Annotated in this window: 15 protein-coding genes; 7 read left to right on the top strand and 8 right to left on the bottom strand. The window is 72.2% G+C overall.

Going from position 1 to position 16,438, the window contains the following annotated elements; genetic code table 11:
• Positions 1-2: 2 nt before the first annotated feature.
• Positions 3-860 (bottom strand): SDR family oxidoreductase, encoded by an 858-nt coding sequence (locus ABD907_RS16695; RefSeq protein WP_345217592.1) that lies wholly within the window; start codon positions 858-860, stop codon positions 3-5.
• A gap of 193 nt (positions 861-1,053) precedes the next feature.
• Between ABD907_RS16695 and ABD907_RS16690 the strand changes: the two genes are divergently transcribed.
• Positions 1,054-1,545 (top strand): MarR family winged helix-turn-helix transcriptional regulator, encoded by a 492-nt coding sequence (locus ABD907_RS16690; protein WP_345217590.1) that lies wholly within the window; start codon positions 1,054-1,056, stop codon positions 1,543-1,545.
• A gap of 73 nt (positions 1,546-1,618) precedes the next feature.
• On the opposite strand, the gene ABD907_RS16685 is transcribed toward ABD907_RS16690, so the two are convergent.
• The gene (locus tag ABD907_RS16685; RefSeq protein ID WP_345217587.1) at positions 1,619-2,323 is read right to left on the bottom strand and encodes a winged helix-turn-helix transcriptional regulator; all 705 of its coding nucleotides are present in this window, start codon (positions 2,321-2,323) and stop codon (positions 1,619-1,621) included.
• Between the two features lie 79 nt (positions 2,324-2,402).
• Between ABD907_RS16685 and ABD907_RS16680 the strand changes: the two genes are divergently transcribed.
• The 4 genes from ABD907_RS16680 (at position 2,403) to ku (ending at position 7,123) form a co-directional block, all read left to right on the top strand.
• Positions 2,403-4,055 (top strand): MFS transporter, encoded by a 1,653-nt coding sequence (locus ABD907_RS16680; protein ID WP_345217585.1) that lies wholly within the window; start codon positions 2,403-2,405, stop codon positions 4,053-4,055.
• 20 nt (positions 4,056-4,075) lie between these two features.
• On the top strand, positions 4,076-5,593 hold the full coding sequence (locus ABD907_RS16675) for an alpha/beta fold hydrolase (protein ID WP_345217583.1): 1,518 nt from the start codon (positions 4,076-4,078) through the stop codon (positions 5,591-5,593).
• Positions 5,594-5,646: 53 nt separating this feature from the next.
• Positions 5,647-6,033, top strand: coding sequence for a VOC family protein (locus ABD907_RS16670; protein WP_345217580.1), 387 nt, complete (start codon positions 5,647-5,649; stop codon positions 6,031-6,033).
• A gap of 115 nt (positions 6,034-6,148) precedes the next feature.
• On the top strand, positions 6,149-7,123 hold the full coding sequence (gene ku / locus ABD907_RS16665) for a non-homologous end joining protein Ku (protein WP_345217577.1): 975 nt from the start codon (positions 6,149-6,151) through the stop codon (positions 7,121-7,123).
• 30 nt (positions 7,124-7,153) lie between these two features.
• Here the strand turns inward: ku and ABD907_RS16660 are convergent, their stop codons facing one another.
• Positions 7,154-8,143, bottom strand: coding sequence for a TIGR03557 family F420-dependent LLM class oxidoreductase (locus tag ABD907_RS16660; protein ID WP_345217575.1), 990 nt, complete (start codon positions 8,141-8,143; stop codon positions 7,154-7,156).
• Positions 8,144-8,224: 81 nt separating this feature from the next.
• Entirely contained in the window at positions 8,225-9,238 is a 1,014-nt protein-coding gene (locus tag ABD907_RS16655) for an LLM class oxidoreductase (protein WP_345217573.1), read from the bottom strand.
• Positions 9,239-9,680: 442 nt separating this feature from the next.
• On the opposite strand from ABD907_RS16655, the gene ABD907_RS16650 reads away from it, so the two are divergent.
• Complete coding sequence (locus tag ABD907_RS16650) at positions 9,681-10,307, top strand: hypothetical protein (RefSeq protein ID WP_345217571.1); 627 nt, start codon at positions 9,681-9,683, stop codon at positions 10,305-10,307.
• 141 nt (positions 10,308-10,448) lie between these two features.
• Here the strand turns inward: ABD907_RS16650 and ABD907_RS16645 are convergent, their stop codons facing one another.
• Positions 10,449-11,927 (bottom strand): HNH endonuclease, encoded by a 1,479-nt coding sequence (locus ABD907_RS16645; protein ID WP_345217570.1) that lies wholly within the window; start codon positions 11,925-11,927, stop codon positions 10,449-10,451.
• A gap of 336 nt (positions 11,928-12,263) precedes the next feature.
• Here ABD907_RS16645 and ABD907_RS16640 point away from each other — a divergent pair, with 336 nt between their 5' ends.
• Positions 12,264-13,064, top strand: coding sequence for an alpha/beta fold hydrolase (locus tag ABD907_RS16640; protein ID WP_345217568.1), 801 nt, complete (start codon positions 12,264-12,266; stop codon positions 13,062-13,064).
• A 16-nt stretch (positions 13,065-13,080) separates the two neighbouring features.
• Here the strand turns inward: ABD907_RS16640 and ABD907_RS16635 are convergent, their stop codons facing one another.
• The 3 genes from ABD907_RS16635 to ABD907_RS16625 all read right to left on the bottom strand — a co-directional run bounded on the left by ABD907_RS16635 (position 13,081) and on the right by ABD907_RS16625 (position 16,438).
• Entirely contained in the window at positions 13,081-13,488 is a 408-nt protein-coding gene (locus ABD907_RS16635; RefSeq protein WP_345217566.1) for a nuclear transport factor 2 family protein, read from the bottom strand.
• A gap of 70 nt (positions 13,489-13,558) precedes the next feature.
• Positions 13,559-14,692, bottom strand: coding sequence for a glutamate 5-kinase (gene proB / locus ABD907_RS16630; RefSeq protein WP_345217564.1), 1,134 nt, complete (start codon positions 14,690-14,692; stop codon positions 13,559-13,561).
• A 108-nt stretch (positions 14,693-14,800) separates the two neighbouring features.
• Entirely contained in the window at positions 14,801-16,438 is a 1,638-nt protein-coding gene (locus ABD907_RS16625) for an ABC transporter permease (RefSeq protein WP_345217562.1), read from the bottom strand.

Genomic DNA, 16,438 nt, shown 5'->3' with positions numbered 1-16,438 from the left:
CGCTAGGCCGCGAGCGCCGCGCGCAGCACGTCGGCGAGAGGCGTGGCCGGGCGTGCCAGCAGCGACTCGAGGTCCGCCGTGTCACCGTCGAGCTCGCCCTGCGCGATGCCCGTGTCGACGGCGGTCAGGAAGCCAGCGGTGCCGGCGTCCAGGCCCGCCTCCTGGAGGGTGGCGGTCAGCTGCTCGGCACTCACCGCGCGGGCCTCGACCGGGGTGCCGGTGATCTCCGTCAGGGTCGCCGCCAGGTCGGCGTAGGTGAATGACGGGCCGGCGAGCTCGTAGACCTCACGCGGCTCCTTCGAGAGCAGCGCGACCGCTCCCGCCTCGGCGAGGTCCGCGCGCGTGGCGGCGGCGATGCGCCCGTCGCCGGCGGCGTGCGTGATGACGCCCCGCGCGAGGTGCTGGGGCGCCGCGGCGGCGTAGTTCTCGGCGTACCAGCCGTTGCGCAGGAACGTGTGCGGGATGCCTGAGGCGGCGATGACCTTCTCGGTGGCCGTGTGCTCAGGTGCGATGACGAGCGTGGTGGTGTCCGCGCGCAGCACCGACGTGTACAGGATGTGCCCCACGCTGGCGGCCTTGGCGGCCTCGATGACGGCGGTGTGCTGCGGAACCCGGCTGCCGACCTCGCTGCCGGACACCAGGAGGAGACGGTCGACCCCCGCCAGCGCGGGCGCCAGCGTCTCGGGGCGGTCGTAGTCGCCCAAGCGGACCTCGACGCCGGCGCCGGCGAGCGCGTCTGCCTTCTCGGGAGAGCGGGCGATCGCGACGATGTCTCCCGGCACGACCCCGCGCGCCAGCAGCTGCTCGACGGCGATCGGTCCGTAGTGCCCGGTGGCTCCGGTGACGGCATAGGTGGTCATGGTTCTCCTCAGGTCGGCTCGCCGGAGCAACTCCCGGTGGGTCGAGGTTTATTTCGTGTCGACCGTGATCGGAGGGAGCATCGACGAGCGGGCGCTTGGTAGGTCGCCACCTCAGGACCATCGGTCCCACCAGCGCCGAGCGGTCCGTGCGGCTACGAGCGGGGGGCGGCACGGCGGCGCCTACGCTGAGCGGATGACGGACACACGCTGGCTCACGGCCGACCAGGAGGACGCCTGGCGCTCGCTCATGGCCGTCCTGATGCTGCTGCCCGGCGGGCTGGACGCCCAGCTCCAGCGGGACGCCGGGATCACCCATGCCGGGTACGCCGTCCTGTCGACGCTGTCCGAGGCCCCGGGCGGGACCATCCGGATCAGCCGGCTCGCGACGATGGCCAACATGAGCGTCTCCCGGCTCTCGCACCTGCTGGACCGCCTGGCCGGCCACGGCTGGGTGGAACGACACCCCGACCCCTCCGACGGCCGCAGCACGATGGCCGTGCTGACCGACGCCGGCTGGGACAAGGTGGTCGAGACCGCCCCGGGCCACGTGGACAACGTCCGTTCCCTCGTCTTCGACGGCCTCGACGCGGAGCAGGTGGGCCAGCTCAAACGCATCTCGGCGACGATCGCCGCGCGGCTCGACCCGGAGCACAAGCTGGGGCTGGTCGGCACCGTGCGCCGCTGACCGATGCCCGTCCCTGCGCTCGGCCCCCGCGCACCGGCTGCTGAGTCCTGCGCCGGGTGCTGACCTCTGAACGTCAGCGCTCGGCTGGATCGTCAGCAGTCGGCGCGGCCGGCTCGGGCAGCCAGAAGCACTCGGCGTAGCGCACGAGTGCCGCGCGGTCACCCTCGAGCGTGGCGGCGCCGGACTCGAGCGCCTCGTCGAGGGCGACGCCGTCGTAGAGAATCCCGGCCAGCACCTCCGGCGTCGTGGTCACCACGGCGGCCGGCCCGCCGTGCTCGGGAGCGGCAAGGGCGTCCACCGGTCCGACGTCGAGCGAGCCCTCCGTGATGCGGCCCAGGACCTGCAGCTCCTCCAGGCGGAAGCCGACCCGGAGGTCTAGCCCTGCGGCCGCCTCGGGCCGGAACATCGTGCGCATCGACAGCACCACGGACGTGCAGCTCAGCCTGGACTCGCGGCCGAAAGCCGGCGACCGGACCGCCCATCGCCCGAGGTGGACGATGACCGGCTCCAGCTCGGCTCCCCACTCGGTCAGCTCGTACACCCAGGCCGATGCCGGCGGAGGGAGACGGCGACGGCGGACGATCACCCGCTCCTCGAGCTCGTCGAGGCGCTGGGCAAGGACGTTGCTGCTGATGCCCGGCAGATCCCCGCGCAGGTCGGCGAAACGTTTTGGACCGAGCAGCAGCTCGCGGACCACGTGGAGCGCCCAGCGGTCCCCCACCAGGTTCAGGCCCAACGCCATGCCGCAGGCGTCGTCGTACCAGCGTTTGCCCGTCATCGCCCTAGCCTAACCCTGCGGTTAGCAAATTGCATCGATTAGTCGTTTTTTAGGACTGCCCGATAGTAGCGTCTCCGCCATGACGACGGAGCAGGCCGGCCCGGCCACCACCACCCCCGCACGTGCAGGCCGCCGCGAGTGGATCGCCCTGCTGGTGCTCGCGCTGCCGGCCCTGCTGGTCTCGCTGGACATGTTCGTCCTGCTGCTGGCCATGCCGTACCTCTCGGCCGACCTCGGGGCCTCCAGCATCGAGCAGCTGTGGATCCTCGACGTCTACGGGTTCCTGCTCGCGAGCCTCATGCTGACCATGGGCACGCTCGGCGACCGGATCGGACGCCGGCGTCTTCTCCTGCTCGGCGCGTCCGGCTTCGCCGTGGCCTCCGTGCTCGCCGCGTTCGCGGTCAGCCCGCTGATGCTGATCGTCGCCCGCGGACTGCTGGGCGTGGCGGGGGCCACCTTGGCGCCCTCGACCCTGGCGCTCATCACGAACCTGTTCCGCGACCCGGCGCAGCGGGCGCAGGCCATCGGCATCTGGCTGGTCTGCTTCATGGGCGGCGCAGCCATCGGCCCGCTCGTGGGCGGGGCCATGCTGGAGAGCTTCTGGTGGGGCGCGGCCTTCCTGCTCGGCGTGCCGGCAATGTTGCTGCTGCTCGTCCTGGGTCCCATCCTGCTGCCCGAGCACCGCGACACCGCTGCCGGCCGGATCGACCTGACCAGCGTCGCGCTGTCCCTCGCCGCGATGTTGCCCGCCGTCTACGGACTCAAGGAGCTGGCACGCGGCGGGTGGCAGGCCGTGCCGGCACTCGCCCTCGTCGTCGGGCTGACGACCGGCGTCGCGTTCGTGCGGCGGCAGCTCCACCTCGAGGACCCGCTCGTCGACCTCCGACTCTTCCGCAACCGCGCCTTCTCCACCGCCGTCGCCGGCATGCACATCATCACCATCACCGGGGTGACGATGTACTTCGTCACCCAGCACCTGCAGCTCGTCGAGGGCCTCGCTCCCCTGGTCGCCGGTCTGGTCATGCTGCCCGGCGTGCTGGCGTCGGTCACGAGTTTCGTCATGGCACCCGTGCTCGCGCGGCGCATCCGGCCGGCACCGCTGATCGCCACCGGCCTCGTCGTGGCGACGGCCGGCGTCGTCGTCCTCACCCGGGTGGAGCCCGGCTCGCTGGTGCTGCTGGCCGTCGGGTATGTGCTGTTCCAGCTCGGCTGCGGACCGATGGTCACGCTCTCCACGGACATCGTCGTCGGATCGGCGCCTCCCGAGCGAGCGGGCTCGGCGGCGGCGACGTCCGAGTCCGTCTCCGAGCTGGGGTACTCGCTCGGCATCGCGACCCTGGGCACCGTGGCCGCCGTCGTCTACGGCCGGGTCATCGAGATCCCCGCAGCGCTCGCGCCCGCCGCGGAGGCGCAGGCGCGCGAGAGCCTCACCGGGGCGATCACGGCGGCGCGGGAGCTGCGTCCGGGCCTCGCTGACTCCCTCGTCGGCGCCGCCCGCGACGCGTTCATGCTCGGCGCCGACGTCGCGCTGTGGATCGTCGCCGGCCTCCTCGGCGGCCTCGCCGCCGTCGTGCTCAGGATGCTGCGACACCTGCCCCCGAGCCGGCCCGCCCCGCACGAGGCCACCGGCGACCACACCGCCGACGGCGCAGGCGCGAGCCCGTCCGACGAGATACACCCAACCGAGACCGTTCCGGCTCTGGTGCCGGACGCCCGGCGGGAGGACAGTTGACCACGACGGAAGGACGACCGATGGAGCACGTCACCTCGTTCGACGGGACCCGCATCGCCTACGACGCGAACGGCAGCGGACCCCCAGTCATCCTCGTCGCCGGCGCACTCGGTGGCCGGCCCACCTGGCAACCGCTCGTGCACAGCCTCGGCGACACCGTGACCACCTACGCCTACGACCGGCGCAACCGCGGCGGGAGCAGCGACGCCGCCAAGGTGAACCGGTGCGTCCCCGTGGCCGGGGCCGTCGAACGTGAGCTGGAGGACCTGTCGGCGCTGATCGACGAGGCCGGCGGGAGCGCGGTTCTCGTCGGGTACTCCTCGGGTTGCCAGCTGGCCGTCCTGGCCGCCGCCCGGGACGAGCGGGTCAGCGGTCTGGTGCTCTACGAGCCGCCGTACAACGACGGCAGCGAGGACGAGGCGATGGCGCCCGGGATGCCTGGCCGGCTCGCCTACCTCGTCAGCCACGACCGCAGCGGTGACGCCGTCAGGACCTGGCTCGGCGAGGTCGTCGGCCTGCCGGAGGACATGGTCGCCGGGATCGAGGCGTCCCCGGAGTTCGCCACGATGGAGGCCGACGCCGGATCGCTCGTCTACGACGCCGCCCTCCAGTCCGAGCACCCGACGGTCCGTCCGGTGGCCGACGGCGTCCGGGTCCCCACGCTCGTCGTCCGCGGCGGTGACACCTGGCCGTTCTTGGCCACCGCGTCCCAGGCGGTGGCCGACCTGATCCCGGCCGCCGAGCTGCGCACCGTCGAGGGCGCGGACCACACGCTGGTACCGGACGCCGTCGCACCGGCCGTGCTCGACCTCGTGGCGCGCGCCGGTCGGGCGACGGCGAGCACCACCTTCGTCATCTGCCACGGCGCCGGTGGGTCGGGCTGGGAGTGGCACCTGGTCCGCGACGAGCTCACGGCCCGCGGCCACCGTGTCGTGGCGACCGACATGCCGAGCGAGGACGACGGTGCGGGCCTGGCGGACTACGCGGACGCCGTCGTCAGCGCTGTCCGCGCCGAGTACGGGGACGTGGACGGCCGGGACGTGGTCGTCGTCGGGCACTCCCTCGGCGGCTTCGTCGCGCCGCTCGCGGCGGACCGGCTCCGCGCCCGCCACCTCGTCCTCGTGGCCGCGATGATCCCGCTGCCCCGTGAGACGGCCGGCGAGTGGTGGCAGACCAGCGGGTTCACGGCCACGCAGCGCGAGGAGTACGACGACGAGGTCGCCGCCTTCCTGCACGACCTCGACCCCGACCTTGCCGCCGAGGCGTTGCGGCGTTCGCGAAACCAATCGGGGCGGATGATGGCTGATCCCTTCCCGCTGCCGGCCTGGCCGGACATCCCCACCTCGTTCCTGGTCTTCCGGGACGACAGGTTCTTCCCCGCACCGTTCCTCCACCGTCTCGCCCGCGAGCGCCTCGGCGTCGAGGCCGACGAGATGCCCGGGAGCCACGCCGCGTATCTCTCGCGGCCCACAGAGCTGGCCGATCGCCTGCTCGCATACGCGGGCGCCGCCGCGCCGTCGGCCCAGCCCGCCACCTGACCGACCCTCCTGCACCTCTCCCTGACCCTGACCTGGCTGAAGAGGACCACACCATGTACATCGACGGATTCAGCGGCTTCTCGGTGGACGACACCGAGCGTGCCCGGCAGTTCTACGCCGACGTCGTCGGCCTCGACGTCACCACCGGCGCGATGGCGGGGCTGATCAACCTGCACCTGCCCGGCGGCGGCGAGGTCCTCGTCTACCCCAAGGGCGAGGCGCACACGCCCGCGACGTTCACGGTGCTCAACCTCGTCGTGCCCGACATCGACGCCACCGTCGCCGAGCTGTCCTCCCGCGGCGTCGCCTTCCTGCACTACGACGGCGAGATCCGCACCGACGACTCGGGGGTCCACCGCGGCACGCCCACCCTCGCCTGGTTCGCCGATCCGGCGGGCAACGTCGTCTCGATCATCGAGCGCGACGGGGAGGGCACCTGACACGACGGCTTGTCGTAGTCCGCCCTGCCGGAGGACGATGTCGGCAGGCAAACGGCTGGCGCGCATGGCCGCGCACGAGTTGACTGACCAGCGGAGCGTCGAGAAGGGACTGCACATGCGCGCGATCTGGAAGGGCGCGATCACCTTCGGGCTGGTCAACGTGCCCGTGAAGCTGTACAGCGCCACCGAGAGCCACGATGTCTCGCTCCGCCAGGTCCACGACGTCGACGGCGGACGGATCCGTTACCAGCGCCGCTGCGAGGTGTGCGGTCAGGTCGTCGACTACGAGAACATCGACAAGGCCTACGACGACGGGCAGCAGAGCGTCGTGCTGACCAAGGAAGACTTCAGCTCGCTCCCGGTCGAGCGCACTCGTGAGATCGACGTCCAGGAGTTCGTGCCGTCCGAGCAGGTCGACCCGATCATGATGGGCAGCGCCTACTACCTGGCGCCGGACTCGAAGTCACCGAAGTCGTACGCCTTGCTGCGCGAGACCCTCCAGCAGACGGACCGCACCGCGATCGTCACCTTCACGCTGCGGCAGAAGACCCGCCTGGCCGCGTTGCGCGTGCGTGACGACGTCCTCGTCCTGCAGTCGCTGCTGTGGGAGGACGAGGTGCGCGAGGCCTCCTTCCCGGAGCTCGACCAGCACGTGGAGATCTCCGCCAAGGAGCTGGAGATGTCCTCCGCGCTGGTGAAGAGCTACGAGTCCGACTTCACCCCGAGCGAGTTCACCGACGAGTACCAGCTCCAGCTCCGCGAGCTCGTCACCGCGAAGCTCGAGCAGGGCGAGGCGGTGGACACCGAGGCGACCTTCGGCGGGCAGGGCGAGGCCGACGAGGGCGGCCAGGTGCTCGACCTCATGGATGCCCTGCGCAGGTCGGTCGAGGAGTCCCGCAAGACCCGGGGCGCGAAGAAGGGGGCGGCCGAGGGCGCCGAGGAGGAGCCGGCCGGGACCGAGGCCGTCGACGAGACCGAGGACGAGGCCGAGGAGAAGCCCGCGCGCAAGAAGGCCGCGAGCAAGAAGGCGGCCCCCAAGAAGCCGGCATCCAAGAAGCCCACGTCGAAGACCAAGGCGAAGACCGCCTGAGCCGTGGCGCGTCTCCGTACGCTCAGCGGCTCAGCCGGACGCGGAGGCGGAACGCAGCTTCTCGAGCAGCGGTTCGGCGGCGTCGGCGAGGAACGCCTCCTGGGAGTCGCCGCCGATCTGGACCAGCGCGATGTCGGTGAAACCGGCCTCCCAGTACGGGCGGACCTTCTCCACGATGGCGTCGAGGTCCGGGCCGCACGCCACCGACTGCGCGACATCCTCCGGCCGTACGAACGACGTGGCCGCCTGGAACGCCGTCGTGGTCGGCAGGTCGGCGTTGACGTGCCATCCCATCCCGGACCACCGGAACAGCTCGTGCGCGCGCCGGAGCGCCTCGTCGGGGTCGGGACCCCAGCTCACCGGGATCTGGCCGATCACCCGTGACTCGGGCAGGCCGGCCTCGCGCCGGCCCTCCTGCCACGAGGCGACGAGGTCCGCGTTCGGCTCCGTGTTGATCAGGTGGTCACCCAGCTCCGAGAACCGCGAGACGGACTCCGAGCCGGAGGCCGCCACGCCGATCTCCAGTGGTTCCTCGGGCCGGTCCCACAGCTTGGCCTGATCCACCCGGAAGTGGTCACCGACGAAGGTCACCTGCTCACCGTCTAGGAGGTCGCGCATGATGACGAGCGCCTCCTCGAGCATCTCGTGCCGCTCGGCGACGGCGGGCCATCGCTCCCCCACGACGTGCTCGTTGAGGTTCTCCCCGGCTCCGACGCCGAGCGTGAACCGGCCGTCGGAGAGCAGTCCCAGCGTCGCGGCCTTCTGTGCGACGACCGCCGGGTGGTACCGCATCGTCGGGCAGGTCACGTACGACATGAGTCCGATGCGCCGGGTGGCGTGCGCGGCGGCGCCGAGCACGGCCCAGGCGTACGGCGAGTGCCCCATGGAGTCCAGCCAAGGGAAGTAGTGGTCGGAGCAGACCTCGAAGTCGAACCCGTGCCGCTCGGCCTCCTGGGCGTACCGCACCAGCTCCTTCGGCCCGGCCTGCTCGGTCATCAACGTGTAGCCGAATCGCGTCATGCGACCAGGCTGGCACCACGAGTGGCGGCCGGCACCCCGTGAGGCGTGGCGCCACTCGAGGGCCCGTACTGTGACTCGCCCTCAGGCCACGGCAACGGCGCGACGCCGGTCCGCCTGGGCAATCGCCGTCGTCGATCCGGCCGCCGAACGAGCGAGCGGTGCCGACGCTGGGCCGCCCGGGCGGTCCTCGAGGATCCCCCGGGCCCGCAGCTCGGGGACGATCCCGCGCACGAGCGCCGCGACGTCGGCCGGCAGGGAGCCTGGGAGGACGACGAAGCCGTCCGCGGCACCGCCGTCCGTCCAGCTCTGGATGACGTCCGCGACGTCGCCCGCGGTGCCGTAGGCGGCCAGCGCGCCGGCCCAGGTGACGGCTTCGCCAGCGATGTCGGTGATGAGGCCGGCACGTTCCTGCGCACTTTCCCGGTCGGCGGAGACGACCGTGTGCAGGTCGGCGACGACACGGACGGCCCCCTCGCGGCCCGCGGCACGGGCCGCGGCACGCACGGCGTAGCGCAGCTCGCGGGCCCACTCGACGTCGGTCTCGCGGATCCGGACGACGTCGGCGTACCGGCCGGCGAGCTCGACATCCTCCTCGCTCGCGACGGGCAGGACCACACGCGGCCGCGGGCCACGCTGCGACCTGGTGCTGCGCCGGGGCGTCGCCGCGCGGGCGGCGTCGGCGCCGGTGAGCTGCAGGCCGGCCCAGGCCCCCTGCTGGCGGGAGGCCTCGGCGAGCGCGCCCTCCACAAGGTCCAGGTCGGCGCCGGCTGGGACGCAGGGGACGATCCCGGCGCAGGCGTGCGGGGCGATGCGGCGGGCGGCGACGACGGGATCCAGCCAGTCGTCGTGGCGCACGGCGCGGTCGGAACGCAGGCGGAAGGACTCGCCGAGAGCGACGAAGGAGACGCCGCTGGTGTGCGCGGCGCGGGTGTAGGAGGCGATGCGGGCCACGTCGGCCTTCTCGACGGGCAGGTCGGCACCGTCCGCGAACGAATCGGCCGGGACGCCGAGACCGGTCAGATCGAGACCGATGGTGGCGTAGCCGGTGACGGGGGTACGGGAGGGAAGCAGGGAGAGACTGGTGGAGGAAGCCACGGTGCACATCCAAGGGGTGTCGTCGCGCCGGTCAGGCGCGGTGAGGCGAAGGACACCTGACCAGGCGTGGTCCGACGGCGGCGTGCCACTCGCCGCGTACGGGGCTCAGGTCAGGGCTGACGCGTCGGCGCGCACAGAGGCGCCGGGGCGTCGCGGGAATGTCGTCAGGCGGACATTCGCGAACGAACACACATGGACATGCACATCATGAACTCAGCGCGGCGGGTCGACTGCCACTGCCTGGAGCTCACGAGCGTGTTCATAGGTCGTTCGGTTCCTTCGTGCTGGATGCACAGACATGCACAGGTTCACTGGCACCGCCGACGCTAAGCGAGCCTCATCGCCATGTCAACTCCCGGACACGTACCCTCGAGAACTGAGACGTATGCGCCGGCTACCCAGCTCGAAGCGGCACCCGCGAAACTACCCGTGGGGCGGTCCCGTGACGGCTCCGACCGTGATGGGGCCGGCGGGGGCGTCCGGCTCGTGGCCGTCGCCCACGAAGCTGGACCGGCTCACTGCCGTGGTCGCCGTCGGGTCGAACGCCTCCCCCGCGGTCCTGCGCGAGAAGTTGGCGGACCTGCTCGACGGTGGTGTGCCGCTGGCACCGGCCGCGGTCGAGGGGCTTGGCGTCGGGCACTCGTCGCACGTCAGCGCCGGCGGCTACATCGCCGCCGCACCGTTCCGGGACGACGACGCCCGCTCCGCCGTGTCGGTGTGCTGGCTCGACGGCGAACAGCTGGCCGCCCTCGACGCCACGGAGCCCAACTACAGCCGTCGGCGCGTGGCCGCCGGCGCGCGGTGCACGCTGGCGGACGGGACGCTCGTGCCGGATGCCGAGGTGTACGACTCCCGGCACGGCGTGCTCGGTGACGCCGGCCGGCCACTGTCCCTGGGCACCCAGGCCGATGTGCTGACGTGGCTCTGCGACCGGTTGCCGGAGGCGTCCCAGTACGGCCTCACCGGCACCGTCTCGGACCACGACGTACTTCTCGACGGCGACGTGCGCGAGAAGGTGCGCCGGGCCGTTCTCAGTCACAACCTGGTACGACTGTCGGAACTGGCATGACACACGCCTGGTCGCCGGTTCGTACGTGACGGACGAGGTCGCCGTCTGTACGTGATGGACCAGGTGGTGGCGGCCGGCGGGGACACTGCCGGAACAGCGCCGCGACGTGGCTAGGCGGATCAGGCCGCGTGGTCTTCCGGGTCAGGCCGCGCGGTCTTCAGCCGTGGGATCTCGTGCACCGCTTGCGGGTCCTTGCTGGCCGGCCGGCCGGTGCTGCGTCCCGGGCTGGGACGGGGCGACGGAATAGTAGGTATGCCCGGTCGGGGTGCGGGTCCTGACCGTGTGCCGGGTGTGCGTCGGCCGGTCGGGAACCTCTTCGCGCCAGCCCGGGGCCTGCTTGGCGTGGTTGCATGCGACGCAGGCGCCTTTGCCGTTCTCGCTGGTGGTCTCGCCATCCGCATCCACTGGCGTGATGTGGTCCAGATGGCGGATCGGCGCGTCGCAGTACGGCGTGCGGCAGGTGCCCGCATCGCGCAGCGCGAGATAGTCGCCAAGCCCACGGGGGAAGAACCGCTGCTTGGAGGTCAGCGCGACCAGCTGCCCACCCGGGTCGGTGTACAGACGCCGGATCCAGGCCGCCGCGGTCGAGTCGAGAGTGCTCGCGACGAGCAGGCGGGCCACCGCGGCCGGAACGGCCTGGGGCGGAACGCCGTCTGCACCGACCAGGGCGGGGTCATGCCCGCCGGCGAGCAGCGCCGTGTCCGAGAGAGTGATGTTGACGGTGACCGGCACCGCCGGCGGTCCAGGCACGTCGGGCGCAGCCGGAGGGCCCTGGACGCCTACGCCTGCGCCGCTGCCTGTTCGTGTGCCTGTACTTGCGCCTGCGCCGCTGCCTGTACCTGTACCGGGCGGTGCTGCGGGGTCGGCCGGTTCGGGCAGATCGAGGCCTGCTGCGCGGGCGGTGAGCAGATCCGCCATCAGTTGCCCCTTCCCGCGCGGGTCGCCGGACATGCCCATCGCCTCGGCGTCCTTGGTCAGCGCGGCATAGGCGGCCACGCCCTGGCCGACGGGCAGCAGGGCGGTCAGATAGCACATCGTGTCCGGTGCGGGCCGGATGCTGACCCGTCGTTCGTTCTCGGCCCGCTTCGCACGCTCGACCAGAGCGCCCTGGTCGAGCTCGACCGCTCGAGACCGAACCCGGGCAACCAGCTCACCCGTGCCGACGCCCGCGAGCGTGGCGGGATCGTCGCACAGCTCAGCATCGACCGCCTCGCGGTGCTCCCGGGTCAGGCATGCGGTCTCGCGGGCCAGCACCATGGCTCGCCACTCGCTGAGCTCCCCAGCTCGGGACCTGGCGAGGGTGTTCGGCATCTCGGTGCGCAACATCTTCGCCAGCGACAGCAACTTCTGCCCGCGGTTCGGCGACTCGCGCCGCGCCAGCGCGATCTCGGAGGCCACCCCGCGGCCCCGGCGCCGCGCGGGGACACCGAGCTCGGCCTCCTGCAGGCGGCGCCCGGCATCCAGCGCCACGGCGGCGTCCGCCTGAGGGGCGCACGCGGTGTCCTTCAACGCCTCCAGACCGCTCAGCAGATCGACCAGCTCGCCGGGGTGCTGGCCGATGTCGGCTTCGGCCAGAACCGCACGGAGCTCCTCGACCTGACCCGCGATCGTCGTCGTCATCGACACTCACCTCCCGCCCGGACCGATTCGTTCGTATGTTCGAATTGTGTCAGGCACCACTGACATGACCATGTCGCTGGTGACTGACCGGGCCGTGGGAGGGCACGTGAGCGCCCATCAGCCGCTCCCGGGCAACGCCCGACCGCATCCTCGCCCGACGCACGGTGAACTGGGGGCAACACTCGGTTGCGGTATCTGTCGCCCGCCGGTATATGCATGAGATGGCGGCCGGGGGGCCGGTCGGGTTGTGCGCGCGACCGGGGAACGGTTGACTCCGCTGAGGCACCGACGGCGGCACCGTCGCCGACCGCAGGGAACGACGACCGAGGAGCGACCATGCCCACCGTGGTGTCCCAGGATGGCACGCCCATCGCCTACATGGCGGGTGATACCGGCGGCCAGGCGGTCGTTCTCGTCGGTGGAGGCTTGGACGCCGGCGAGGAGAACGCCGGCCTCATCGACGAGCTGCCGGGCTGGACGGCGGCCACGTACGCGCGACGAGGACGGGGCGAGAGCGGCGACAGCCAGCCGTACGCCGTCGAGCGGGAGATCGAGGACATCGCGGCCCTCATCGAGGAGCTCGGCGGCACCGCTCACCTGTTCGGTGCCTCCTCCGGCGGCGCGCTGGCCCTCGCCGCGGCCGCCGCCGGCCTGCCGGTCCAGAAGGTCGCCGTCTACGAGGTTCCGTACATGACGGACGAGCCCATGGTGGCCGGCTGGGCCACCTACCGCGCCCACCTCGCGACGGCCCTGGAGGACGGCCGGCGGGGCGACGCCGTCGCCCTATTCATGGCCCTGGCGGGCGCCTCGGAGGCTGACATCGCGGGCGCGCGGGCGTCGGAATACTGGCAGCCTCTGGAGGCGCTGGCTCACACGCTCGCCTACGACGCGGCCTGCCTCGGCGACGGTCGGGTGCCGACCGAGATGCTGGCCCGTATCGGCAATCCTGTCCTGGTGGCGACCGGTGCCGCCGCGGACCCCGTGATGGGCGGTCTCCAGCCCGGCTTCTTCGACGACGCCGCGGACGCCCTGGTGGCCGCATTGCCCCGTGCGGAACGCGCCGTCATCCCGCTGTCGGGGCACCAGGTGGACCCGGCCGCGCTCGCACCGGTTCTCGAGGAGTTCTTCGAACGGTGACCGCCGGAGCCGGAAGCTACTTGTAGTCGTTCTCCTGCAGCGGCACGACGTACGCGCGGCGCTCGGCGATGAGGCCGTCACGCATGAGGAAGGCCGCGCCCATCGCCGCCCGCATGACCACGCCGTTCTTCAGGCGCTGCTGCAGAGTCAGCTCCGCCATCACGACGTCCGCCTCCTCGACGAGGGAGACGACCGTCAGGTGCGGCGGCTCGACGGCCTCCGGGTTCTCGATGTTGGCGTCGTAAGCCTCCTTACCCTGGATCCGGAACGCGCCGTAAACCGTCCAGCGGATGTCCTCGGTCAGGCAGGACAGAATCTGCTCGTGGTCGGACTTGTTGAAGCCGTCCAGGTATCGCTGGACGGTCCGCTTGTTCTCGGTCACAACGGTGTTCTCGGGCAAGGGCGTCAGGCTCGTCTCGGGCATCGTTGGGCTTCCGGTCAGGGTGCGTGGGCGATTTCGAGGTACAACCGGTCAAGGGTGTCCCCGGGGGACCTCAACGGGCAAGCGCCCGGCGATGCACCTGGGCCAGATCATCGCGGTGGACCACGGCTCGCGGCAGCGCGTCCCCGTCCTCGCGCAGCTGCGCCGAGGACTTGCCGAGCATGGCGGGCAGCTCGGCGGAACCGTAGGCGACGAGACCGCGGGCCACGACGCCGTCCGGCCCGACGAGCTCGACGGCGTCGCCGGCCTCGAACTCGCCGTCGAGGCCGGTGACGCCGGCGGCGAGCAGGGACCGCTTGCCGTCGGTGACCGCACGCGCTGCACCGGCATCGATGTGCAGGCGTCCGCGGATCTGGGCGGCGTGCGCGAGCCAGAGCCGCCGCGCCGAGGTGCGGCGCCCGGTCACGGCGAACCAGGTGCCGACGTCATCGCCGGCCAGCGCGCGCGAGGCGTTGGGCGCGGAGGTGAGCACGACGGGGATGCCCGACCCCGTGGCGATCGATGCGGCGTCGAGCTTGGTGACCATGCCACCCGTGCCGATGTCGCTGCCGCGGCCGGTGACCTCCACCGCGGCGAGGTCGGCCGGTGAGGTCACCTCCGGCACCAAACGGGTGCCCGGCTGCGACGGCGGACCGTCGTAGAGTCCGTCGACGTCGGTGAGCAGGACGAGGGCGTCGGCGCGCGCGAGGTGCGACACGAGAGCGGCGAGGCGGTCGTTGTCCCCGAACCGGACCTCGTCGGTGGCCACGGTGTCGTTCTCGTTGACGACCGGCACCACGCCCAGCGCCAGGAGCCGTTCGAGGGCTCGCTGGGCGTTCGCGTAATGCTGACGGCGGATCAGGTCCCCGGCGGTGAGCAACACCTGCCCGACGGTCAGGTCGTGCTCGGCGAAGGCCGCCGTGTACCGCGCGACGAGAAGTCCCTGCCCCACGCTCGCGGTCGCCTGGGCCGTGGCGAGGTCCCTCGGCCGGCCCAGCCCGAGAGGGCCGAGACCCGCGGCGATCGCGCCCGAGGACACGAGCACCACCTGGCGTCCCGCCCGGCGCGCCGTCGCCAGCACCGAGACGAGGTCACGCAGTGCCGCGACATCGAGGCGGCCGTCTGCTCCGGTGAGGGAGGACGACCCGACCTTGACGACGATGCGCCGGGCGCGCGCGAGGTCGGACCGGCTGGTGGGCGCGTTCACGCGCCCATCCTCCCGCACCGGAGAGATGTGGTGCCGAGGTGTCCGCGGCGCGGCTGCGGGCGCGACCGCCGTCGCTGCGGCGGCCGCACCCGAAGGCCGAGCAGGCCCTCAGACCTGACGTGGGCTGCGGTGGCCCTTGTCCGTGCCGCCGCTCGAGTCCTCCTCGGCACCGGCCGCGGGGTCGCCCCCGCCCTCGGTGCCGTGCACGTCCTCCGACGGCGAGAGCGCCTCGCCGGTGCGGTCGTCCTCGGAGGTCTGGGGCCGGGAGTCGGCCTCGGCACCACCTTCGCGCAGCCAGTCGCTCTGGGTGGGGTGCGGGTCGTTCTGCTCACTCATGGCGTCAACAGTGTCACCGTCGGACGCCTCGGGCACCTTGGCGGCGTCGGCCTCGTCGTCGTGCCCGTCCTCGTCGTCGCGGTCGGCGGAGTCCGCGGACGCGGTCGCGGTCGTGGTCGTGGTGACGTGCTCCTCGTCGTCCACCGCGTCCTCGCCCTCGTCGTCGTCCTCGTCAGCCTCGGCCTCGGCGGCAAGCGCCGCCTCGAGAGCGGCTGTCCGTGCCGCGGCGCGGCGTGCCCGGAGACCACCGAGCAGGACCAGGAGCACGCCGAGCACGGTCCAGCCCAGCAGAATGAGCGCGGGCTCCAGCGCGCCGCCACCGAAGTAGGCCGTGGCCTTCATCATCGTCCCGGTGGCGCCGGCGGGCAGGTACTGCCCGACCGTGCCCCAGATCGACGGGATCGCCTCGGGCACGGTCCAGAGACCGGCCAGGCCGATGCCCGGCAGGACGATGAGGAGCAGCACGATCGCGGCCCCTGCCATGCCGGCGAGGTTGATCAGCCCGACGGCGACGAGCGTCGTGGCGAGGAACCCGAGCCCGACAGAACCGGCGAGGCTCCAGAAGGCACCGGTGACCGAGCCGAGGCCGTGGAGGGCACCCGAGCAGGCGAGACCGACGACGACCGCGAGCGCGACGGCGCCGAGCGCCTGGGCCCGCACCCGGCCCCGAAGCTGCATGCGCAGGCCCACGGCTCCGGCCAGGGCCACGAGCCCCAGGATGACGACCGTGGCGGTGATGCCGACGGCGTCGGGGTCCTCAGACGTCGTTTCGGCGACGTCGGTGACGTTGGTCAGACCGAGCTGCGAGCCGAGGGACTGCAGGAACTGGGCCTGCTCCGGGCTCGCGCCCGAGGCGACGAAGAGCGCCGGGGCGTCCTGGTTCAGGACGAATCCGCCGTACACCTCGCGCTCCTGGGTCGCGGCCCGCAGTGCCTCGGCGTTGTCGAAGGTCTGCACGTCGTAGGCACCGGGCCGGGCCTGTCCGAGCACGTCCCTGAGCTGGGTGACGGTCTGCTCGGGACCGACCATGCCGATCGGCACGTCGCTGGGCGCCGAGCCGGCGGTCGGTGCCACGACCGCGAGGAGCGCCACGAAGACCGCGACGACGAGGCCGATGGCGAGGTTGAGGACCCGAGCGATCGTCTCCGACGGCGTGGTCTCGTCCACCTCGTCGTCGTAGTCGTCCTCGTCGTCCTCGTCGTCGAGCTCCGGCACCCCGTAGGACTCACGCTCGGGAGCCGTCTCGTCGGCGCCGGCCGAGTCGGAGTCGACGATGTCGACCTCGACCGTCTCGGTACCTGCGTCGACCGTCTCGGTACCTGCGTCGACCGTCTCGGTACCTGCGTCGTCGGGCGTGCGGGTCTGGGCGTCCTCCGGACCGGCGTCGGACCGGTCATCGCGAGTGGACAT

The sequence above is a fragment of the Georgenia halophila genome, assembly GCF_039541595.1.
This window is presented reverse-complemented; position numbering and strand designations above follow the sequence as displayed.

Coding starts and splice junctions, on each gene's coding strand:
- ABD907_RS16695 (WP_345217592.1), bottom strand. CDS start 860: ATGACCACCTATGCCGTCACCGGAGCCACCGGGCACTACGGACCGATC.
- ABD907_RS16690 (WP_345217590.1), top strand. CDS start 1,054: ATGACGGACACACGCTGGCTCACGGCCGACCAGGAGGACGCCTGGCGC.
- ABD907_RS16685 (WP_345217587.1), bottom strand. CDS start 2,323: ATGACGGGCAAACGCTGGTACGACGACGCCTGCGGCATGGCGTTGGGC.
- ABD907_RS16680 (WP_345217585.1), top strand. CDS start 2,403: ATGACGACGGAGCAGGCCGGCCCGGCCACCACCACCCCCGCACGTGCA.
- ABD907_RS16675 (WP_345217583.1), top strand. CDS start 4,076: ATGGAGCACGTCACCTCGTTCGACGGGACCCGCATCGCCTACGACGCG.
- ABD907_RS16670 (WP_345217580.1), top strand. CDS start 5,647: ATGTACATCGACGGATTCAGCGGCTTCTCGGTGGACGACACCGAGCGT.
- ku (WP_345217577.1), top strand. CDS start 6,149: ATGCGCGCGATCTGGAAGGGCGCGATCACCTTCGGGCTGGTCAACGTG.
- ABD907_RS16660 (WP_345217575.1), bottom strand. CDS start 8,143: ATGACGCGATTCGGCTACACGTTGATGACCGAGCAGGCCGGGCCGAAG.
- ABD907_RS16645 (WP_345217570.1), bottom strand. CDS start 11,927: ATGACGACGACGATCGCGGGTCAGGTCGAGGAGCTCCGTGCGGTTCTG.
- ABD907_RS16640 (WP_345217568.1), top strand. CDS start 12,264: ATGCCCACCGTGGTGTCCCAGGATGGCACGCCCATCGCCTACATGGCG.
- ABD907_RS16635 (WP_345217566.1), bottom strand. CDS start 13,488: ATGCCCGAGACGAGCCTGACGCCCTTGCCCGAGAACACCGTTGTGACC.
- ABD907_RS16625 (WP_345217562.1), bottom strand. CDS start 16,438: ATGTCCACTCGCGATGACCGGTCCGACGCCGGTCCGGAGGACGCCCAG.